Source organism: Brevibacillus sp. AY1 (assembly GCF_029870785.1).
Classification (GTDB): Bacteria; Bacillota; Bacilli; order Brevibacillales; family Brevibacillaceae; genus Brevibacillus; species Brevibacillus invocatus.
Genome location: NZ_JAFLPN010000012.1, coordinates 45,416 through 64,911 on the forward strand (window position 1 = coordinate 45,416; position 19,496 = coordinate 64,911).

Annotated in this window: 16 protein-coding genes and 1 pseudogene; 16 read left to right on the top strand and 1 reads right to left on the bottom strand. The window is 52.2% G+C overall.

The window, feature by feature from the left end; genetic code table 11:
* Nucleotides 1-136: 136 nt before the first annotated feature.
* From JZI27_RS12070 to JZI27_RS12100, 7 genes and pseudogenes are all read left to right on the top strand, one after another.
* Nucleotides 137-877: pseudogene (locus JZI27_RS12070) on the top strand (ABC transporter ATP-binding protein); the annotation flags it as partial.
* 66 nt (nt 878-943) lie between these two features.
* On the top strand, nt 944-1,594 hold the full coding sequence (locus JZI27_RS12075; RefSeq protein WP_122909697.1) for an ABC transporter permease: 651 nt from the start codon (nt 944-946) through the stop codon (nt 1,592-1,594).
* Between the two features lie 28 nt (nt 1,595-1,622).
* Nucleotides 1,623-2,507 (top strand): osmoprotectant ABC transporter substrate-binding protein, encoded by an 885-nt coding sequence (locus tag JZI27_RS12080; protein WP_280207686.1) that lies wholly within the window; start codon nt 1,623-1,625, stop codon nt 2,505-2,507.
* Nucleotides 2,508-2,538: 31 nt separating this feature from the next.
* Nucleotides 2,539-3,198, top strand: a complete 660-nt coding sequence (locus JZI27_RS12085) for an ABC transporter permease (RefSeq protein ID WP_280207645.1) — start codon at nt 2,539-2,541, stop codon at nt 3,196-3,198.
* A gap of 302 nt (nt 3,199-3,500) precedes the next feature.
* On the top strand, nt 3,501-5,186 hold the full coding sequence (locus JZI27_RS12090) for an ABC transporter substrate-binding protein (RefSeq protein WP_280207646.1): 1,686 nt from the start codon (nt 3,501-3,503) through the stop codon (nt 5,184-5,186).
* Nucleotides 5,183-6,124 carry a nickel ABC transporter permease gene (gene nikB, locus JZI27_RS12095; protein WP_122909694.1) on the top strand — a complete coding sequence of 314 codons (942 nt, stop codon included), beginning with the start codon at nt 5,183-5,185 and terminating at the stop codon, nt 6,122-6,124. Before JZI27_RS12090 ends, nikB begins: the two co-directional genes overlap by 4 nt.
* The gene (locus JZI27_RS12100; protein ID WP_280207647.1) at nt 6,121-7,005 is read left to right on the top strand and encodes an ABC transporter permease; all 885 of its coding nucleotides are present in this window, start codon (nt 6,121-6,123) and stop codon (nt 7,003-7,005) included. Before nikB ends, JZI27_RS12100 begins: the two co-directional genes overlap by 4 nt.
* Here JZI27_RS12100 and JZI27_RS12105 read toward each other — a convergent pair.
* The gene (locus tag JZI27_RS12105; RefSeq protein WP_280207648.1) at nt 7,002-7,910 is read right to left on the bottom strand and encodes a LysR family transcriptional regulator; all 909 of its coding nucleotides are present in this window, start codon (nt 7,908-7,910) and stop codon (nt 7,002-7,004) included. The two genes, JZI27_RS12100 and JZI27_RS12105, sit on opposite strands and share 4 nt — an antisense overlap.
* Before the next feature lie 88 nt (nt 7,911-7,998).
* On the opposite strand from JZI27_RS12105, the gene JZI27_RS12110 reads away from it, so the two are divergent.
* From JZI27_RS12110 to JZI27_RS12150, 9 genes are all read left to right on the top strand, one after another.
* Complete coding sequence (locus JZI27_RS12110; protein ID WP_251244553.1) at nt 7,999-9,000, top strand: ABC transporter ATP-binding protein; 1,002 nt, start codon at nt 7,999-8,001, stop codon at nt 8,998-9,000.
* Nucleotides 8,997-9,971: an ABC transporter ATP-binding protein gene (locus JZI27_RS12115; RefSeq protein WP_122909690.1), complete on the top strand. Its 975-nt coding sequence runs from the start codon at nt 8,997-8,999 to the stop codon at nt 9,969-9,971. Before JZI27_RS12110 ends, JZI27_RS12115 begins: the two co-directional genes overlap by 4 nt.
* Nucleotides 9,972-9,974: 3 nt before the next feature.
* A complete protein-coding gene (locus JZI27_RS12120) occupies nt 9,975-10,868 on the top strand; it encodes an alpha/beta fold hydrolase (protein WP_122909689.1) in 894 nt (297 codons plus the stop codon).
* 185 nt (nt 10,869-11,053) lie between these two features.
* The gene (locus JZI27_RS12125; protein WP_280207649.1) at nt 11,054-12,472 is read left to right on the top strand and encodes an MFS transporter; all 1,419 of its coding nucleotides are present in this window, start codon (nt 11,054-11,056) and stop codon (nt 12,470-12,472) included.
* 462 nt (nt 12,473-12,934) lie between these two features.
* Complete coding sequence (locus JZI27_RS12130) at nt 12,935-14,599, top strand: ABC transporter substrate-binding protein (RefSeq protein ID WP_183185103.1); 1,665 nt, start codon at nt 12,935-12,937, stop codon at nt 14,597-14,599.
* Between the two features lie 106 nt (nt 14,600-14,705).
* Nucleotides 14,706-15,710, top strand: coding sequence for an ABC transporter substrate-binding protein (locus tag JZI27_RS12135; protein ID WP_122909685.1), 1,005 nt, complete (start codon nt 14,706-14,708; stop codon nt 15,708-15,710).
* A 46-nt stretch (nt 15,711-15,756) separates the two neighbouring features.
* Nucleotides 15,757-16,764 carry a FecCD family ABC transporter permease gene (locus JZI27_RS12140; RefSeq protein WP_122909684.1) on the top strand — a complete coding sequence of 336 codons (1,008 nt, stop codon included), beginning with the start codon at nt 15,757-15,759 and terminating at the stop codon, nt 16,762-16,764.
* Entirely contained in the window at nt 16,757-17,779 is a 1,023-nt protein-coding gene (locus JZI27_RS12145; RefSeq protein WP_122909683.1) for a FecCD family ABC transporter permease, read from the top strand. The genes JZI27_RS12140 and JZI27_RS12145 overlap by 8 nt, the downstream gene beginning before the upstream one ends.
* Nucleotides 17,780-17,812: 33 nt before the next feature.
* On the top strand, nt 17,813-19,393 hold the full coding sequence (locus JZI27_RS12150; protein ID WP_280207650.1) for an alpha/beta hydrolase: 1,581 nt from the start codon (nt 17,813-17,815) through the stop codon (nt 19,391-19,393).
* Nucleotides 19,394-19,496 lie beyond the last annotated feature (103 nt).

The window sequence follows — 19,496 nt, forward strand, 5'->3', positions numbered from 1 at the left end:
ACTATGCAAGCTTATTTCCCCATATTTGTATGTGAGAAAAGAGTCGATATACTGCTTTCGTCCGGAAGGTCCTCCAGACGTGAACAGTGTCTCGACTTTTTTCTTTTCATAAATCTTTTTCGAAGGAGTGGTGCTTATGATTTCCTTTCAACAAGTGGAAAAACGCATTGGCGACGCCTCCATTATCAAGGGTTTGAACCTGGAGATCCATGCGGGTGAGCTGTTTGTCCTGATTGGCCCCAGTGGATGCGGAAAGACGACAACGATGAAGATGATCAATCGACTGATCGAGCCGACCGCAGGCAGGATTGAGATCAACGGAGAGGATATTTTCAAGACTGATCCAGTGGAGCTTCGCAGGAGCATCGGGTATGTCATTCAGCAAATTGCCCTGTTTCCGCACATGACGATTGGCGAAAATGTCGCGCTGGTGCCCAAGCTGAAAAAAATGGAGCGCAGCCAGTACGAAAAAAAGGTAGACGAACTGCTGGACATGGTAGGACTTGATCCAAAGGTCTTCAAAAATCGCTACCCTGCTGAGCTGAGCGGCGGTCAGCAGCAGCGCGTCGGCGTCATTCGCGCGATGGCCGCAGATCCACCGATTATTTTGATGGATGAACCATTCAGCGCATTGGACCCGATCAGCAGGGAGCAGCTGCAGGATGAATTTGTCCGCTTGCAAAAAACGATCAACAAGACGATCGTGTTCGTGACGCATGATATGGACGAAGCGATCAAGATTGCCGATCGCATCTGTCTGATGAACGACGGCACTGTCGTTCAGCTGGATACACCGGATGTGCTATTGCAAAATCCGGCCAACGAATTCGTCGTGAATTTTATCGGAGCCAAACGCCTGCGCAAGGTAAAGGAGCTGCACCCGGCCACTTCCAAAAAAGCGGCGCTCCCGAAGTGGAGTATATCCTAACAAGGGGGTGTGAAGATGAATGATTGGATTTTGTTTTTGACAGAAAGGTATGACCTGGTCCTGTCCCTTCTTTGGGAGCATAGCTACATTTCCTTTATCGCCGTAATGGCTGGATTTCTGATCGCTGTGCCGCTCGGTATTCTGCTGACGAGGACAGAGAAAATCAATAAATACGTCATCGGGTTTGTCAACATCCTGCAGACGATTCCCAGTCTTGCCCTCCTGGGTCTGATGATTCCACTCCTCGGAATCGGGGCCGTACCTGCGGTCGTAGCCTTATTTCTTTATTCTCTGTTACCCATGCTGCGCAATACGTTTACGGGTATCCGAGAAGTAGACCCGGCCCTGATCGAAGCAGCTCGTGGCATGGGCATGACCAGCTTTCAAATACTGCTGAAAATTGAATTGCCGATGGCGATATCCATCATCATGGGAGGGTTTCGAACAGCAACGATCTATACCATTAGCTGGGCCACGCTCGCTGCCGTGATCGGCGGGGGAGGACTCGGATACTTGGTATTTACCGGACTTGGGCTTGCAAACGACAACATGCTGATTACAGGTGCGCTTGCAACCGCAATGCTGGCGACGATTGCTGACTTATTGACAAGAAAAGTTCAGAAGCTATGCACGCCAAAAGGATTAAAGATAAAGCGTGCGGATTAAGGGGGAACAACCATTGAAAAGCAATTGGATGAAAGCACTTATCATAGCAGGATTATCACTGGTACTAGCCACTGGATGCAGCTCTGGCGATGTCGTCAAGATCGGACATCAGCCCACATCGGAGCAGACGATTCTTGCGCATATGCTCCAGCAAGTCATTCAAGGCAATTCCGACCTGAAGGCTGAGCTGGTTGGCGGTCTCGGGGCGACTCCTGTCGTGTTGAAAGCGATGCAGAACAACGATATCCAGATTTCCGCCGTACGTTATGTAGGAACCGATCTAACAAGCAGCCTCGGCTTGGAAGAATTCAGCAAGGATCCGCAGGAAGCTTTTGAACTGGTGAAAAACGGTGTGGCCGAGAAGTTCGACGAGCTCTGGTTCCCTTCGTATGGGTTTGATAACACGTATGTTTTTACCGTTCGTCAGGAGCTGGCTGATAAGCACAATCTGAAAACCATCTCCGATCTGGCTCCTATTGCCAAAGATTTGAGCTTGGGTACGGATTCAAGCTGGCTGGAGCGTCCGAATGACGGTTATCAGGCATTCAAACAAGATTACGGCATTGCGTTTGGCAAGACAACGCCGATGGACATCGGATTGGTGTATAAGGCTGTTGACTCCGGAGAGGTCGATATTGTGCTTGCGTATTCGACAGATTCCCGTCTGAAGGAATACGGTCTGGCAACCTTGGAGGACGACAAGCACTTCTTCCCGCCGTACGGAGCTTCTCCTGTCGTACGCAAAGACACGCTGAAGCAGTATCCGCAGCTGGAAGAGGTCATCAACAAGCTGACTGGCAAGATCGATACGAAGACGATGACGGCCTTGAACTACAAAGCAGACATCGAGAAAAAGGATCCGGCTGAGATTGCTCGCGAATTTTTGCTGGAGCAAGGACTGATACAGAAGTAAAAAAAGTGCACGGGAAGGGAGGTAGATCTCCATGGATGCCTTGATAGGAACACTGGGAGTGTTTGTGACATACTGGAGGCAGCTTTTAGCCTTCACAGGGGAGCATCTCTTCATGAGTGCCAGTGCAATTCTCATCGCGATCGTCGTAGGTGTCCCGCTGGCCGTCTGGATGACGCGAAATCAACGTATCGCGTTTGTCATCCAAACGACGATAAACGCCATCCAAACCATACCGACCATCTCCCTCTTGCTGATCATCATGATTTTTCTGGGACTGGGCTATGGGACTGCCATCGTGGCGCTCGCTCTCTATTCGCTGCTGCCGATCGTCCAAAATACCTATGCTGGCCTCGAAAATGTCGATAAAAATCTGACAGAAGCGGGTACAGGCATGGGCATGACGAAGCTGCAGCTGTTGACCAAGGTCAAAATACCCCTTGCCCTGCCGATCATTTTGACAGGAATTCGCGTAGCTTCCGTCGTTTCCATTGGTGCGGCGACGATGGCCACTTTTGTCGGGGCTGGTGGACTTGGCGAGATGATCATGCGCGGCATCGTGACGACTGATGATCAGAAGGTGCTGGCGGGAGCGATTCCTGCTGCTTTGCTGGTGATATTGGTCGACCTGATCCTGGGCAAGATCGAAAAACGCGCCAATTTCCGCATGCAGGCTGCTAGAGCGCAGAAATAAAAATGATTTGAAGGAATCCCGATCTCCGTGATCGGGCTTTTTCATGATAAAAGCACGTTGATCCAACTGTAGTGGTGGTCAGGAAACAGGAGTAGAAAATGCCCTGCCCGACTCCATGAAAAAAGCGAAAGTCTTTGGGATTCCATCCGAAGCGGAGTGAAAAAAGAGAAATCTGCCTTTAGCGTCCACCCATGAGATCCGACAAAAATCATCTATACCTTATAGAAATCTTCAATAATCACAATTTTTAGATAAATGGTACTGTAGGTGTTAATTCATATTACCTTTTAGGAGGATGGCACATGGTACCTACAGCATACCTCAAAAAGCTCTTCTCGACCGCAACAATGGTGTCCCTGTCAATGGCGCTGATAGCCGGATGTAGTACACCACCAGCAAGTTCGCCACCGGAAGGTTCAGCACCGTCGACTACGACTTCGACTGAAACACCGGCAGCAACAGCGGACCTCCAACCGAAAAAGGGAGGAACCATCACGATCGGGATCGCCAACGAACCGGATCAGCTGGATATCCACAAGACGGGGATGGCCGTCGCCAACCAGATTGCAGGCAATCTCGGCGCGAGTCTCGTCACGCAAGACCCGGACACGCTGGAATTCAAACCGTATCTGGCAGAGAGCTGGCAGGTATCGGAGGACGGCAAGACGTGGACATTCAAGATTCGTACAGGCGTCAAATTTCACGATGGGACCGCGATGACAGCCAAATCCATAGCGGAAACCTATCAGCGCGCGCTCAATCCGGAAACAGCTGCGAAGGTAGCGGGAAGCAATCTGTCTGAGGTAGAGTCTGTGGAAGCTTCTGATGATACGACTCTGGTGCTTCATCTGAAACAGCCATTTGCCCCTCTGCTTCAATTCCTGAGCGATCCGGGCTGGCTTCAGCCGTTGTCGATGCAGGCGATTGAGCAGGCAGGCGACAAGTACGCACGTCAACCCGTTGGTGTAGGGCCATGGAAGTTTGAGAAGTGGGAGAATGGTCAGTCCATTTCCTTTACACGAAACGAGGAGTTTGCCTGGGCGGATCCGATCTTTAAAAACCAGGGAGCGCCATATGCAGATAGACTCGTCTACCGCTTTATTGCTGAAAATCAAACGTTGCTCGCTGCCTTGGACAGCGGCTCTATCGATATCGCACGCGGTGTCGTAGCCAAGGACGTCGCCAAGTACCGGGACAATCCGCAATTCGAGGTTAAAGAGATGCTGCGCAATGGTTTGGGATTGTTCGTCATGCTGAATACGCGCAAACCGGTGTTCCAGGACGTAGAAGTGAGACAGGCTTTGAATAAAGCGATCAACAAGGAAGCAATCATGAAAGCCGTCATTCAGGGCGAGGGCGTCGTTTCATACGGTCCACTGCCTCCATCCTTGTTCGGCTACGATGAATCCGTGAAAGATTACGGCCTCACCTATCAGGTAGACGAAGCGAAAGCCTTGCTGGAGAAAGCGGGATATACGAAAAACGCGCAGGGACTGTATGAGAAGGACGGCAAACCACTCAAGCTGGATCTGTTGACGCAGACAGGCACTTGGGCGCAGGCTTCTCAGTTGATTCAAGCCATGCTGAAGGATATCGGGGTTGAAGTGAACATCGTGACGCTGGAGTGGGGAGCGCTGGTGGATACAGCGACCAAGGGAAGCTTTGATATGACGCTGATGGGCTACACGCTGAACGATCCGGATGTGCTCTACCTCTTCCTGCATTCCAGCCAAGCAGATAGCGGTTTGAACTTCAGCTATGTAAAAGACGAAAAGATGGATGAGCTTTTGGTAAAAGGCAGAACGACGGTAGACAGTGCAGCACGTAAAGACGTGTACAAAGAGGTTCAAAAATACGTGGTCGAGCAGGCATGGTGGGTACCGATCTATACGGAGAAGCAGTTCAACGTCGTGCGCAAGCCCGTTGAAGGCGTGGGCATCCATCCACTGCGTGGCCTGATGTACCACGATAGCTGGGTAAACCAATGAAGCAGTACATTCTCCAACGGCTCGCTTCTGGATTGATCGTTCTGCTTGGTATTTCGATCTTTTCGTTTGCGCTGATCCATCTCATTCCCGGAGACCCAATCCGGATCATGCTGGGAGAAAATGCAACAGCCGAGCAAGTTCATGCACTGAGAGAGCAGCTGGGTTTGAACCAGCCGCTCGTCACACAGTACTTCCAATACTTAGCGAATGTGCTTCAAGGGGATTTGGGGACGTCCTTCAAGACGGGACGCCCCGTCCTGTCGGAGATTCTGGAGCGTTTTCCCGCGACCGTCAAGCTGGCGGCGAGCGGCATGTTTCTAGCCATTTGCATCGGGATTACGATGGGAGTTCTGGCAGCTCGCTTCAAGGATACGTTCATTGATTTTTCTGCGATGAGCATCGCGACACTGGGGGTTTCTGTCCCGAGCTTCTGGCTCGGCATCCTGTTAATCATGCTGTTTACGGTCAAGCTGGGTTGGCTTCCAATCGCAGGCGGAACCGGTTTTCGTGATCTGATTTTGCCAGCTGTTACGCTCGGGGTGCTGGCCTCGACGGTCATCAGCCGTTTGACTCGGGCAGGTATGGTAGAGGTCCTTTCCTTTGACTATATCCGCACTGCGCGGGCCAAAGGTCTGGGCGAAGGAGCAGTCCTGTTCATCCATGCTTTCCGCAATGCGATGATTCCGGTCGTCACCATCATTGGGCTGCAAATCGCTTCCCTGTTGGGGGGGACCGTCATCATCGAGCGCGTATTTGACTGGCCAGGTCTTGGTTCGTTGGCGATCAGCTCGATTGCCTCCCGCGATTTTCCTTTGGTGCAGGGGATCATCCTGTTTATTGGCGTCATCTTTGTCCTTGTCAATATGCTGGTCGATATCGTCTACAGCCTGATCGATCCGCGCATTGAAGTCGGACAGACGAAGGAGGGGACCTCATGAGTCAGGCCAATCCAGCCGTCATTTCACCATCACAAAAACAGGTTCCGGTCCGTGAAGATGGTGTCCTGCTAAAGCTTTGGCAAAATCCGAAATCCAGATACAGCATGATCATTCTGCTGATGGTCATCGCGGTCGGGATCATGGGCCCCTGGTTCGCACCTCATGATCCTACAAAGCCGTACTACGAATCCTTGCTTGCGGAGCCATCCGCTGAGCATTTGCTGGGCACGGATTCGATTGGCCGCGATGTCTTTTCCAGACTGCTGCACGGCACGCGTGTGACCCTCATGGTCGCTGTGATGGCCGTCTCGATTACCTTTATTACGGGTACCTTTATCGGTGTGACGAGCGCCTTCATCGGCGGTGTCGTCGATACGGTATTGATGCGGATCATGGATATTTTACTGGCGATACCGAACATTATCATGGCTATGGCGATTGTGGCGATCCTCGGCCCCAGTCTGACCAACGCCATGATCGCGGTCGGAATCGCGGGGATTCCCAAATACGCACGGCTGACACGGGGCTCGACGCTGGCAGTCAAGTCATCCGGCTATGTGGAAGCGAGCAGAGCAGTGGGGACCTCCAATGCGCGGATTTTGCTCTTCCAGATCATGCCGAATATCATGAGCACCCTGCTGGTCTACACCACGCTACAGATCGGCATCGCGATTCTGGATACAGCAGCACTCAGCTTTATCGGACTCGGGGCGCAACCGCCGACACCGGAATGGGGCACGATGCTCAGTGAGGGCAAGGAATACATTTCAGATGCCTGGTGGCTGGCTACCTTCCCAGGAATCTCGATCAGCATCGTCGTCTTTTCCGTCAATATTTTGGGTGATGCATTGCGAGACATCCTCGATCCGAAGTCCAATTAACTGCTTCTGCTGATCAACAGCTTTCGTTCCATTCCCTTGACGGCGTGGATGAAAAAGTCGATCAGGTCGCGTTTGGATTCGCGCAGACAGATAATATCGATCTTGCGGGTGAGCTGTGCAACTGGATGGGGCGATATTTCTACCAGATGGCCGCTTGCCAGCTCCTCCTGGATGCACAGCTCAGGCAGGAAGCTGATGCCGACACCGCGCATCACCATTTTTTTGGCGGCTTCGAAGTTGTCTACCTCCATCATGATGTTGGGGAGGATCTGATTGCGATGGTAGTGACGCTGAATCATGAGCCACTCCAGCGTGCCGTGAGCGAGAACGATGTGAGGTTCACGCCCTACTTTTTCCCATGTCAGCTTGTGTGCTGGCATCGAGAGAAAAGGATGTGCGGATGGGACCATGAGCCGCAGATTGTCCGTGTGGAGATGAAAAGAGTCGATGAGTGGATGGGATACGGTTCTGGCCAGTCCAAAATCAGCCTCCTTGTTCAGAACCTTTTCCAGCACATAAGCGGAAGAACCGACGAGGATCCGTATATTGACTCCCGGATACTTTTCCCGATAGAGCGGGAGGATCTCCGGGAGGATATGAGTAGACATCAATAGGGTACAGCCGATAGTCAGGTTGTTTCCAGACAGGGGTTGCTCGCGAAGGGTGGTAGATATTTCCTGATAGGCGTTGAGAATCTTCTGGGCGTAGGGCAGAAATTGCTTGCCCCGTTCAGTCAGGGAGATTTGTTTGTTGTCGCGGTAAAACAAGGGCCCGCCCAGCTCCCTCTCCAACGATTGAATCCTGGCAGTGACGGAAGGTTGGGTTAGGTAAAGCGCTTCAGCAGCCTTGTTGAAACTACCGAGTTGGAACGCGTAAAGAAACGCCTCAATGTGATCCATATTCATGACGTAAACCCCCTCCGGAATGTTTTAAATATTTGGATTACGAGCAGTATAACACATCTTGTGAGCTTTCTTGTTAAGGAGGTGCCTTATGAATGGCCAACCGTCCGTGCTTGAAGTAAAAGGTTTGACCACTCAATTTTCCAATCGCAAAAACAGGTCGGTCACTGTCGTAGATGGAGTCGATTTTCATGTGAAGAAGGGCGAAACGCTCGGGATCGTGGGCGAGTCAGGCTGCGGGAAAAGCGTCACATCGCTGTCTATCATGCGGTTGTTAGGCAAAAACGGCAAGGTAACAAGCGGAAGTGTCCGCTTTGAAGGACAGGAGACCCTGACGTTGACAGAACAGGAGATGCGCAAGCTGCGGGGCAACCGGCTCGCGATGATTTTTCAGGAGCCGATGACTTCGCTGAACCCTGTGCTGACGATTGGCAGGCAGATCGGGGAGGTCTTGCAGCTCCACACGTCGCTCGGTCAAGAAGAACGAAAGCGTCGGGTGATCGAACTTCTGACGCTGGTAGGTATACCCCGCGCAGCGGACGTCTATCGCGAGCATCCGCACCGCTTGTCAGGGGGAATGAGGCAGCGCGTCATGATCGCGATGGCGATGGCGTGCCAGCCTCAGCTGCTGATCGCGGATGAACCGACAACGGCGCTGGATGTGACGATTCAGGCGCAGATGCTGGGGCTGATCCGCGATATGCGGGACAACACAGGCATGGCGGTGATGCTGATTACGCATGACTTGGGCGTCGTTGCTGAGATGTGCGATCGGGTACTTGTCATGTACGCCGGACAGGTGATTGAATCAGCGGACGTTCGCACCTTGTTGCGAAATCCCAAGCATCCCTACACGATGGGTTTGATACGCTCGGTCCCCCATCAGGCAAAAGGGGTAAAGCGGCTGTATGCAATCCCGGGAAATGTGCCATCTCCGGGCGAGTGGCCCCAAGGCTGCCGTTTTGCTGCCAGGTGCAGTGAGGCAATGCCGATCTGTCAAGAGCAATGCCCAAGCCTGATGAAGATGGAGGACGGTTCGGAATGCAGATGCTGGCTGCATGTGCCAGGTACCGAAGGGGGTGAGCGGCCGTGAGCAAACCCATTCTTGAGATCAAAGGGCTGAAAAAGCATTTTGCAAGCAAAAAGGGATGGTTCCAGCCAGCGACCTACGTGCAGGCAGTAAATGGCATCGACTTGACGGTGTACGAAGGCGAAACGCTCAGCATCGTCGGCGAGTCAGGCTGCGGTAAATCGACGACTGGACGCTGTCTGTTGCGCTTGCTGGAACCCACTTCGGGCGAGGTTTGGTATCGGGGACAGGATCTGACCAAGCTGTCGAGCAAGGAAATGCGCGAGAAGAGAAGCGATCTGCAAATCGTCTTTCAGGACCCTTTTGCCACGCTCAATCCCAAGCTGACGATTCGCAGCATTCTGGAGGAGCCGTTGATCGCACAAAAGGTACCGAGAGATAAGCGGGCGCAGATCATTGAAGAGACCGTGCAAATCGTGGGCTTGACGATCGCCCATCTGGATCGCTATCCGCATCAGTTTTCCGGTGGTCAAAGACAGCGGATTGGGATCGCACGAGCACTTATGCTGCGTCCTCAGCTGATTGTGGCGGATGAACCCGTCTCCGCACTGGATGTGTCGATTCAGTCGCAAATCCTGAATTTGCTGCAGGATTTGCAGGAGCAGTTCGGGATGACGTACATCTTTATTTCCCACGATTTGGGTGTCGTGGAGCACATCTCCGACAGAGTGGCGGTCATGTATCTGGGAGAGATAGTAGAGCTGGGGCGAAAGGAAGATCTGTTCAAGACGCCTCTGCATCCGTATACCCAAGCCTTGATCTCCGCGATTCCGGTGACGGACCCGGATGAGAAGAAAGAACGGATCATCCTGCAAGGGGATTTGCCTTCCCCGGCCAATCCTCCGACAGGCTGCCGTTTCCATCCTCGCTGTCACGCTTGCATGGACATCTGCAAGACAGAAGTGCCCAAGGAAACGTTCATCGCAGGGCAAATGGTCCGCTGTCATCTTTATGAAGCGAAAAAGGAGAGTTAGCGCATGTACGCATCTATCAACGGAACACGCATTTTTTTTGATGTCGAGGGTATGGGCTGGGTGCCAGATGGGCCTATTTTGCGGGAAAAGCCGGTATGCTTCGTCCTGCATGGCGGGCCAGGTGGCGATCACACGGGATACAAGCCGGGATTGACCCCGTTATCGGAGCATATGCAGCTCGTCTACATCGATAATCGCGGAAGTGGACATTCGGATCATGGACCACAGGAGTCGTACTCGCTGGAAAACAATGTGGCGGATATCGATGCGCTGAGACGCCATCTGGGGCTGGAGAAGATCGTGCTGCATGGACACTCCTACGGCGGGATGGTGGCACAGGAATACGCCTTGCGCTATCCGGAACACGTAGCGGGCTTGCTGCTGCTGACGACATCACCCAGCTACGAATTTTTGAACAAGGCCAAGAAGATCGTCGAGGAAAGAGGAACACCTGAAATGAAGGAGATTACGGCGGTCCTGTGGGAAGGCAAATTTGAGTCGCAGGAGCAACTGAGCCGTTTCTATGAAATCATGGCCCCTCTGTACGCGGTCACGCACAATGCACAGGCGTCTGAAATCGAGAAGCAGCAATCCCGAGATGCAAAAGCGCGTTCCAATCGTTCGTTCCAGGCATTGAATGAAGGCTTTGGCGGCTTTTTGCAAAACTTTGATGTGCGCGATCAGTTGAAGAACATCAACGCGCCTACCCTGGTGATGGGAGCTCGCCATGACTGGATTACAGCCGTCGATGAATCCCTGGAGATTGCAAAGCGGATTCCTGGCAGCGAGCTGGTCATCTTTGAAAACAGCAGTCACAGCGTGATCAAGGACGAATACGAGTATTACCTGTCTACGGTTATCAGCTTCATCAAACGAAGAGTCTTGCCTACATTCTAAATATAGAGGGGGAGGGGATCAAAGGTGGGGAATCTACTAGAGATCCCCTCTTCTTTGGATTGACACTGCATTCCAAGTAAATCTAAACTAAACAAATGATCGAAACTTGACTGATGCGAACAAGAAATTGAATTTTTCAATTATAGATGGCGCCAGCTGGTAGGGATGTGGAGGTGTACGAACAGATGCTGAGAGGAGAAACGGCTGAATCGATGGATCAAGGCAAGCAGAAGCTGGTTCTGATTGCTGTCCTGCTGGGGATTTTCGTCTCTCATTTTACGGCGGGTGTCATGAATGTCGCCTTGCCAGAGCTGATGAATGTTTTCCAAGTGAGCCTGGGCAGCGTCCAGTGGGTCACGGTCGGCTATCTGCTGGTGATTGCCACGTTTCTGCCGTTGATGGGCAAGCTGGGAGATCGGTTCGGGCTTCGCACCATTCACAATCTGGGATACCTCACCTTTTTGCTCAGCTCGTTCCTGCTAGCCCTGTCACCGGATTTTGCTGTCTTACTCCTGCTGCGCGTGGTACAAGCGATCGGTGCTGCGATGTATCAGGCCACCAATGTCGCCTTGATCGCGGTGCATTTTCCTAAAAATCGAATAGGACGAGCGCTGGGGACTGTCAGTACGGCGGTGGCGGTGGGCGCGATGTCGGGGCCAGTCATCGGGGGGATGGTAGCCGAATGGTTGGGCTGGCGCTGGCTGTTTTTAATTCATGTACCGGTTTCGATTGTGGCGACGGTATTGGCATATGTGACCATACCAAAGGAAAAAACCGTGAAAACCAAAGAACATTTTCCACTAGTCAGCATTATGCTGTTCATGCTGATGATCGGCTCCCTGATCTACGGCATGTCCAACGGCAACCAGTACGGCTGGCTCTCAGCACCGACCACTGCGGTTTTGGCCATGAGTATCGCAAGTCTGCTGATGCTGATGCTGTGGGAAAGACGTCAAAAGACTCCGTTTTTACCCCTGCATACCTGTAAAAATCCGATGGTGGCGAGCGGCATGGTGGTGACCTTCGCCTCTTATGCAGCAGCAAACACGACACTTGCAGTGACGCCCTTTTACCTGACTGGTTTTCTGGAAATGCCAACGGCTCTGGCTGGTTATCTGATGATTGCCTACCCGATGGTGCTGGCGCTGGCAGGGCCGATTGCAGGCCGGCTATCGGATCGATACGGCCCCAAGCGCTTGACGATAATCGGCTTGGGATTGATGGGGATCGGCACACTGCTGTTCGCACTGTTCTATGAGCACACTTCCGTTCTATTCATTGCCATCATGATTGGCATGGTCGGAGCGGGTATGGGACTCACGGCTACTCCCAACCTGAGTCTGATCATGAAGGACGTACCTGCCCACGAGTCGGCGAGTATTAGCGGAATGGTTGGAATGATCCGCAATGTCGGCATGGTATTCGGAGCAGCGATGGGACTGGGCATGCTGAATGGAGCCGGGGCTGGGCAGCGGATCTCCGATTACAGCGGGGGCTTTGGACTGAGTGCCTTGGTTTGTCTGATCAGCGTCATGATTTTTCTGTACGGTGAGCGCCTCGCAAGACGGGAGAAGCCGATTTCGATCGAGCGAGAGTCGGCCTAGCGAAAAAGGCGAAAAAATGATGCAAGTATACCAAACTGTTGTCCAAGCATCCCTCGTGCTCTTGCATACTGTGAAAGTATCAAGAGATAAAGGAGGGGGTTCATTTGAGAAAAGGAAGATCCCGTGTAAGAATCCGTCATGGAAATGGCAACGGCAATGGCAACAGAAATAGAAATGGAAATGGAAATAATAGAACGCTTCGCATTACGCTTAACCCTGGCGATACGTTGATTGTTAGAGTCCGTAATAACTAACGTATAACAGCATACAGCGATGTCTCGAATGAAGGAGCCATGATCCCCTCGGATTGTGGCTCCTCTCTTTTGTATCTCACATGGATGTAGCATTTCTTTTATTTTCTCCTATCCTGGCAAGTACGACGATTTGTCCTGTTGTTCTGCCAGCGTTACCTGCTATACTAAAAACAAGAGAATGATAATCGTTATCAAGAGGAGAAGGGCGATGAAAATAGATCGAATCGACCAAGGGCGGAATGGGCGCCGGCTAGAAAATTTGCTTGATCCCGGAAGCTGCTTCGTACGGCTGCGGGATGCGGGGATCTCTGAGGGGGCCAGCAGACTGAAGCTGGAGCAGCAGCTCAGCCTCTCTTACACAGTCATTGTTCCGCTCGGTGGCAGTGGAACACTGGAGCTGGGCGATCAGAGCATGGTGATGAAGAAGGATCATGCGTATTTCTGCCCGCCTGAGTGCACCTTTGGCTGGAGCGGAGATGGGAGCGGCGAGCTGTCTGCGATGATCCTTCGTTTGGACATCTATGAGGAGAGAGACGGACAGGTGGAGGCCATTAGTCCAGAGCGAATGAGTTCGGCCATCCCGATGGGCAAGGGAATACCTGTCACGCCTGCGGGTCGACTGGAAAAGCTGTGCCGTGCGATTCAGGTCAATGTCAACAGCCGGGACAGACTGAAAGTATGGCGCGCTCACCTGGATTGCTATGAACTCCTCTTCGCGGCAGCAGCGGCAACGTCCGAACGGACCACTGATACGCGAGAGGCCCTCGAACGCTCCAAAGCGTATATGGAAGAGCGATTTGTCGAGGAGATTACAATCAACCAGCTGGCAGCTATGGCAGAGCTGAGCCCGAAATACTATGTCGATCTGTTCAAGAAGACCTACGGGGTAAGCGCACTGGATCATTTGACGAAGCTGAGAATGGATAAGGCCAAGCACCTCATGACTCACTCCGAACGCCTCTTGAAGGATATAGCCTGCGAGGTCGGCTACACGGACCCCTTCTATTTCAGCCGCAAATTCAAGCAAACGTTCGGATTGTCTCCTTCCCAGTACATGAAGCAACGCAGCAGGCGGCTGGCGGTGTACGGCAGGTCAGCAATCGTGGGCTATCTGCTCGCCATGAAGGTGATTCCACATGCTGCTCCCTTGCACCCGATGTGGTCCAAGCTCTATTACACGCAATACGGGAGTGACATCCCCTTTCACCTCAACGCCGTTCGGCAAAACTATCACCGGAGCCAGAACCTGGAGCTGATTGCTCAGTCCAAGCCCGAGCTGATTATTACTCACCAGGATTTGGAGCAGTGGGAAAGGGAGAGGCTGACTGCGATAGCACCCATCGTAGAGCTCCAGGATGAGGAGAGGGGATGGAAGGAGGGCTTGCTCGCTCTTGCAGAAGTTTTGGGAGAGAGATCCGAAGCACATCGCTGGATCGAGGGATTTGAACGCAAGTTGGAGCACAGCAGGCAAAAGCTTTCCCCAGTCGGAGATCGACCGCGTGTGTTGACGCTCAAGCGATTGCGGAACCAGTTTTTCTTGTTTAGCAATCGAGGTATGCATGATGTTCTCTATGACGGATTGGGCGTGAGGGCTGCTTATGAGCATCCAGACCCGAATTACAGTATACCGATCAGTCTGGAGGAAATCGATCAAATAGAGGCAGATACGGTCCTGCTACTGATCTGCCGGGATTCAGAGACCTTGGAGGAATGGAAGGCATTGCAGCAATCAACTGCCTGGTTGACGATGCGCATGGTTCGCGACAACAAGCTTCACCAGATCCCCTCCCAGCCATGGAGAGAATATTCGCCACTCGCCTTGGAGCAGATGATCGATGAGGCGATGCAGATTTTCTATGGAAATTGTCCATGATTATTCTGGATATTGTACATGGTCGGGAAAGGGAGCAGGGACTATAATCGCTAATGAGACTCATTATCATTTGTAGCGGAGATAGGAAAGGAGCAGTTGAACGAGGATGAAGAGGACCTTTATCTTGGCACTGACACTGACACTGACGCTGAGTGCTTGCGGAGGTGGTAATAGCCAAACGACGAGCAGCCAGCCAGCGGGAGAAAGCGGATCAACACAAGCGACGGTGGCCAATGCCACTGAGCAAAAAACGAGTGAAGCATCGCCAGCATCGAAGTCCATTACTTATTTGGATAAGGAATATACATTACCTGCTGCGACGGAGCGAATCGTCATCGCAGGTGCTGTGGAAGCGATGGAGGATGCGATCGTACTGGGAGTGAATCCAGTCGGGGCGATTTCCTTCGCTGGTAAATTCCCACCCATGTTCGAGTCCATTACAAAAAATGCCGTATCGATTGGCGAAAAAACAGAGCCTAACTTCGAGGCCATTCTGGGGCTAAAGCCGGATGTTATCTTGGGTACCACGAAGTTCAAGCCTGAAGTATCCGAAAAGTTAGAATCGATTGCTCCGACGATTCTGTACTCTCACGTATCCACTAATTGGGAGTCCAACCTCCTGCTGCTCGGAGAATTGAGCGGCAAGAAAAAAGAGGCTGAGGACGTCATTGCGAAGTATAAAACGGATCTGGAAGAAGCCAAAGTGAAGCTGGCTGACAAGCTGAAAGACAAAAAAGTTGTTGTGATTCGCGTGCGTGCAGGAGAAATGAATATTTATCCGGAGACCGTATTTTTCAATCCGATTCTTTATCAGGAAATTGGACTACAGGTTCCGGCCGAAGTCCAGGCAGCCAAAGCGCAAGAGATGCTGCCAATCGAGAAGTTTGCGGAAATGAACCCGGACTACGTGTTCTTCCAATTTTCAGTTGAAGAAAATGCAGAAGCTCCGAAAGCGATGGAGGAGCTGCAGAACAACCCGATACTCAAGAGTACCAACGCATTTAAGAATGGCCATGCGTACTTCAATATTGTCGATCCGTTGGCACAGGGCGGAACGGCCTACAGCAAGGTGGCGTTCCTGAAGGCTGCTGTGGAGCAATTGTCCAAGTAGCGGACACTTCTTCGCAGAATAGATATCGATAAGGCGTGTTGCATGTATGCGATTCCAACGTATCCTGCCGGCTGTCATCTTGCTGATGGCGCCGGTAGCAGCTGTTTGTCTCCTTTTTTTATCAGTCATGTACGGTTCCAAGAGTATTTCTCAGGAGACGGTATGGCAAGCCTTCTTTTCCTTTGATGCGGAGAATGTAGATCATCAAATTGTGATGGTATCTCGATTGCCCAGAGCAGTCGGGGCATTGCTCATCGGGGCTTTTCTGGCGATATCCGGAGCATTGATGCAGGGTATGACCCGCAATTATCTCGCTTCCCCGTCGATCATGGGTGTTTCAGACGGCTCGATCTTTCTCGTGACGCTTGCCATGATCTTCTTGCCCAGTTCGAATTCCATCAGCCTCATCGTCGTCTCAATGATCGGTTCTGCGATCGGGGCAGCTATTGTATTCGGTCTCGGCTGGTTGATCCCAGGCGGGTTAATACCCGTGAGGCTGGCGATACTCGGCACCATCATCGGCACTTTTCTGAGTGGGCTTTCCGCTGCGGCAGCTAGTTATTTTCAACTGTCGCAAGGAGTCAGCTTCTGGTACAACGCCAAGCTGCATGCGATGGACCCGACATTGATCAAGCTGTCGATACCATTTGCGATCGCAGGCTTGGGATTGGCGCTTCTTTTATCGAGATCGGTCACCGTGATGTCGCTCGGAGACGATGTGGCGGCAGGTCTTGGTCAACGAACTGCGCTGGTGCGCGTCTTGATCCTACTGACCGTCGTCATCTTGACTGGTGTTTCGGTAGCGCTTGCGGGCAAGATTGCCTTCATTGGCCTGATCGTGCCGCACATCGCCCGGTTTTTCTGCGGTGAGGACTACCAGCGCATCATTCCCGTCTCGGGTGTGCTCGGGGGACTGTTTCTTGCCTTTTGCGACATTCTGGCCCGTTTTATCAACTATCCGTTTGAGACTCCGATCGGTGTGGTAACGGCGATGTTTGGTGTCCCGTTTTTCCTCTATCTGATCAAGACGAGAGGAGGGGGCAAGCATGCCTGATCCTTTAGCGTCCAGAGGATGGTCGGTATCGGCTGTCATCCTCGCCGTACTGGCAGGAGGCGCCTATCTGAGCTTGACTAGTGGAATGTTTGATTTGACCTTTGCCGAGATGGTGAAGACGCTGCTGCGCATCGATCCTGTAAAAGAGCATGATCTCGTCGTATTCGACTTTCGGCTGCCTCGTATCGTCTTGAGTGCTTTGGTAGGAGCGGCGCTTGGTATGGCAGGCACCGTCATTCAGGGAGTGACGCGCAATGGACTGGCTGATCCCGGCATATTGGGCATCAATGCAGGCGCTGGTTTGGCAGTTGTCTTGTTCATGTTCTTTTTCCAAGGAAGCATGCAGATCAAAGGCTGGATGGCTGTCATGATAATGCCGATGTTTGGGCTGGTCGGCGGCTTCATGGCTGTATTGCTGATCTACCTGTTTTCCCAGCAAAATGGCAGACTGGACCCGCAAAGATTGATCCTGGTCGGTATCGCGATTGCTTCCGGGTTCGGAGCAGCGACTCTTTATGTATCCTTGAAAATGAATCCAAACGACTTCGAGATGGCAGCGGTGTGGCTAGCCGGGAGCATTTACAACGCCAATTGGAAATATGTGCTGACTATGCTTCCGTGGCTGATCATCTTGCCGCCGATTCTCTGGTGGAAGTCACGAAGCCTGGATTTGATCCAGCTGGGAGAGGATAGCGCTATCAGCCTGGGTGTGAAGGTGGAAAGAGACAAGCATATCTTGCTTTTATGCAGCATCGGGCTCGTAGCCGCCAGCGTGGCTGTGTCCGGCAGCATCGGCTTTGTTGGCTTGATCGCCCCGCATATGGCAAGAAGGCTGGTCGGGCTCAATCACACCAATATCCTGCCTGTCAGTGGGCTGATCGGAGCAGCGATGGTGGTATGGGGGGATTATGTCGGCAAGACGATCTTCGCGCCCGCCGAGCTTGCTGCAGGAATTGTCATCTCCATCATTGGTGTCCCATACTTTGTTTTTTTACTGTTGAAAATGAAGCGCTAGCCGACCAGCCGTGGGCGGCAGATAGGAGAAATAATGAAGCGTATCCACAGTGTCCAGGTATCAGGCAGAGAGCTGATCGTGTTTCTTCCGCAATCCTATCTGACATCTGATCAACACTATCCAGTGGCTTATGTACAGGATGACGGTGATTTGTTTTCGAGCTGCTACAATTATCTCGATCATCTGGTTGCGACGGGCCAGCTGAAGGAAATCATCCTGGTAGGGATTTCTTCGCATGAGCGCAATCACGAATATACGCCTTGGCCAGCAGAATCATTGGCCCCAGGGATGCCGACGTTTGACGGGAGAGGTCGGGAGTATGTCTATGAGTTGGCTGACGTGATCAAGCCTGCTATCGACAGCCAGTATCGTACCCTGCCTGAAGCGGCGCATACAGCGATTATGGGAGGTTCATTTGGTGGACTCATTTCCCTGTTTGCTGGCTATTGGCGTCCGGAGGTCTTCGGCAGACTTGGGCTTTTGTCTACCTCATTCTGGTATGAAGGGGTCATGTCTTTTCTTCGTGAACAGCCCGCACCATCCAGTGCTCAGCGGATTTACATGTCCGTCGGTGATTGTGAAGGGATCTACAAGACAAACATTCAGAAGAACATGGTGGCAAGTACGAAGGAAGTGTATGCACTCTGGCTGGAAAAAGGGTTTCCAGAGCAGCAGCAGCGATTTTCGCTGACCGAGGGCGGAACCCATGATTTGCTGTTTATGGCGCAGCAGTTTCCGCAGGCCCTGCAATGGTTGTTCGGGAAAGTAGAGAAGTCGAGCAATGGCCAGCATGAGGAGGAAGCAATGGTTCCGTACAGTCGCATCACGAGCGGCTTCGAAATACCGAACACCTATCATCACAGCATGCGGGCCAAACGCTCAGGACGCGAATATCGGATCTCTATTTCTGTCCCTCCAGATCCGCCTCCTGCAAATGGATATCCTGTGCTGTACGTGCTGGATGGAAATGCCGTATTTGGCTCGATGGCGGAAGCGATGCGTCTGCAAGGTCGAAAGCCGCATGGGATCGAGCCGCAGGTGATCGTGGGGATTGGCTATGACGCGGATGTGCCGATGGTGACGGATGCGCGCTTCTACGATTATACCGAGGAGGCTGACGCGTCTGAATTGCCAGAGCGCCGCGACCACTCGGCATGGCCGAAAACGGGCGGTATCGAGGAATTCATCGCCTTCATCGAGGAGGATCTGAAGCCTACAGTAGAGAGATTTTGCTCGATCGATCAAAAAAGGCAGGGCCTGTTTGGGCACTCGCTCGGAGGCTACTTCGCCCTGTACGTGCTCTTTACGCGCCCGGAAGCCTTTCAGACCTACATAGTAGGAAGTCCCTCCATCTGGTGGAAAGGGCATAGCCTGCTCCAAAAATGGCCGGCAGTCGAACAGCGTTTGCAAAAGGGAGAACTGCATGCTGCATTACTTATCACCATCGGGGAGGAAGAGAGAGTGGACATGGTTGCGGATGCAGAGGAATTGTACACGAGAATGCTGCCGTACCAGGGAGATCACTTTCACGTCTCATTTCGAAAAATGGAGAGAGAAGGGCACATCTCCGTACTCCATCCGATGATCAGCGAGATCATGCGATTTATCGGATAAACGCTCTATTTCTTTGGGGAATCGACCTTGCTTTGGTGGAGGCGAGAAAAAAGTAGAAAACGCTCCAAGTTCTTGGGATTCCCGCTGGGGGTCATCCCTGCCA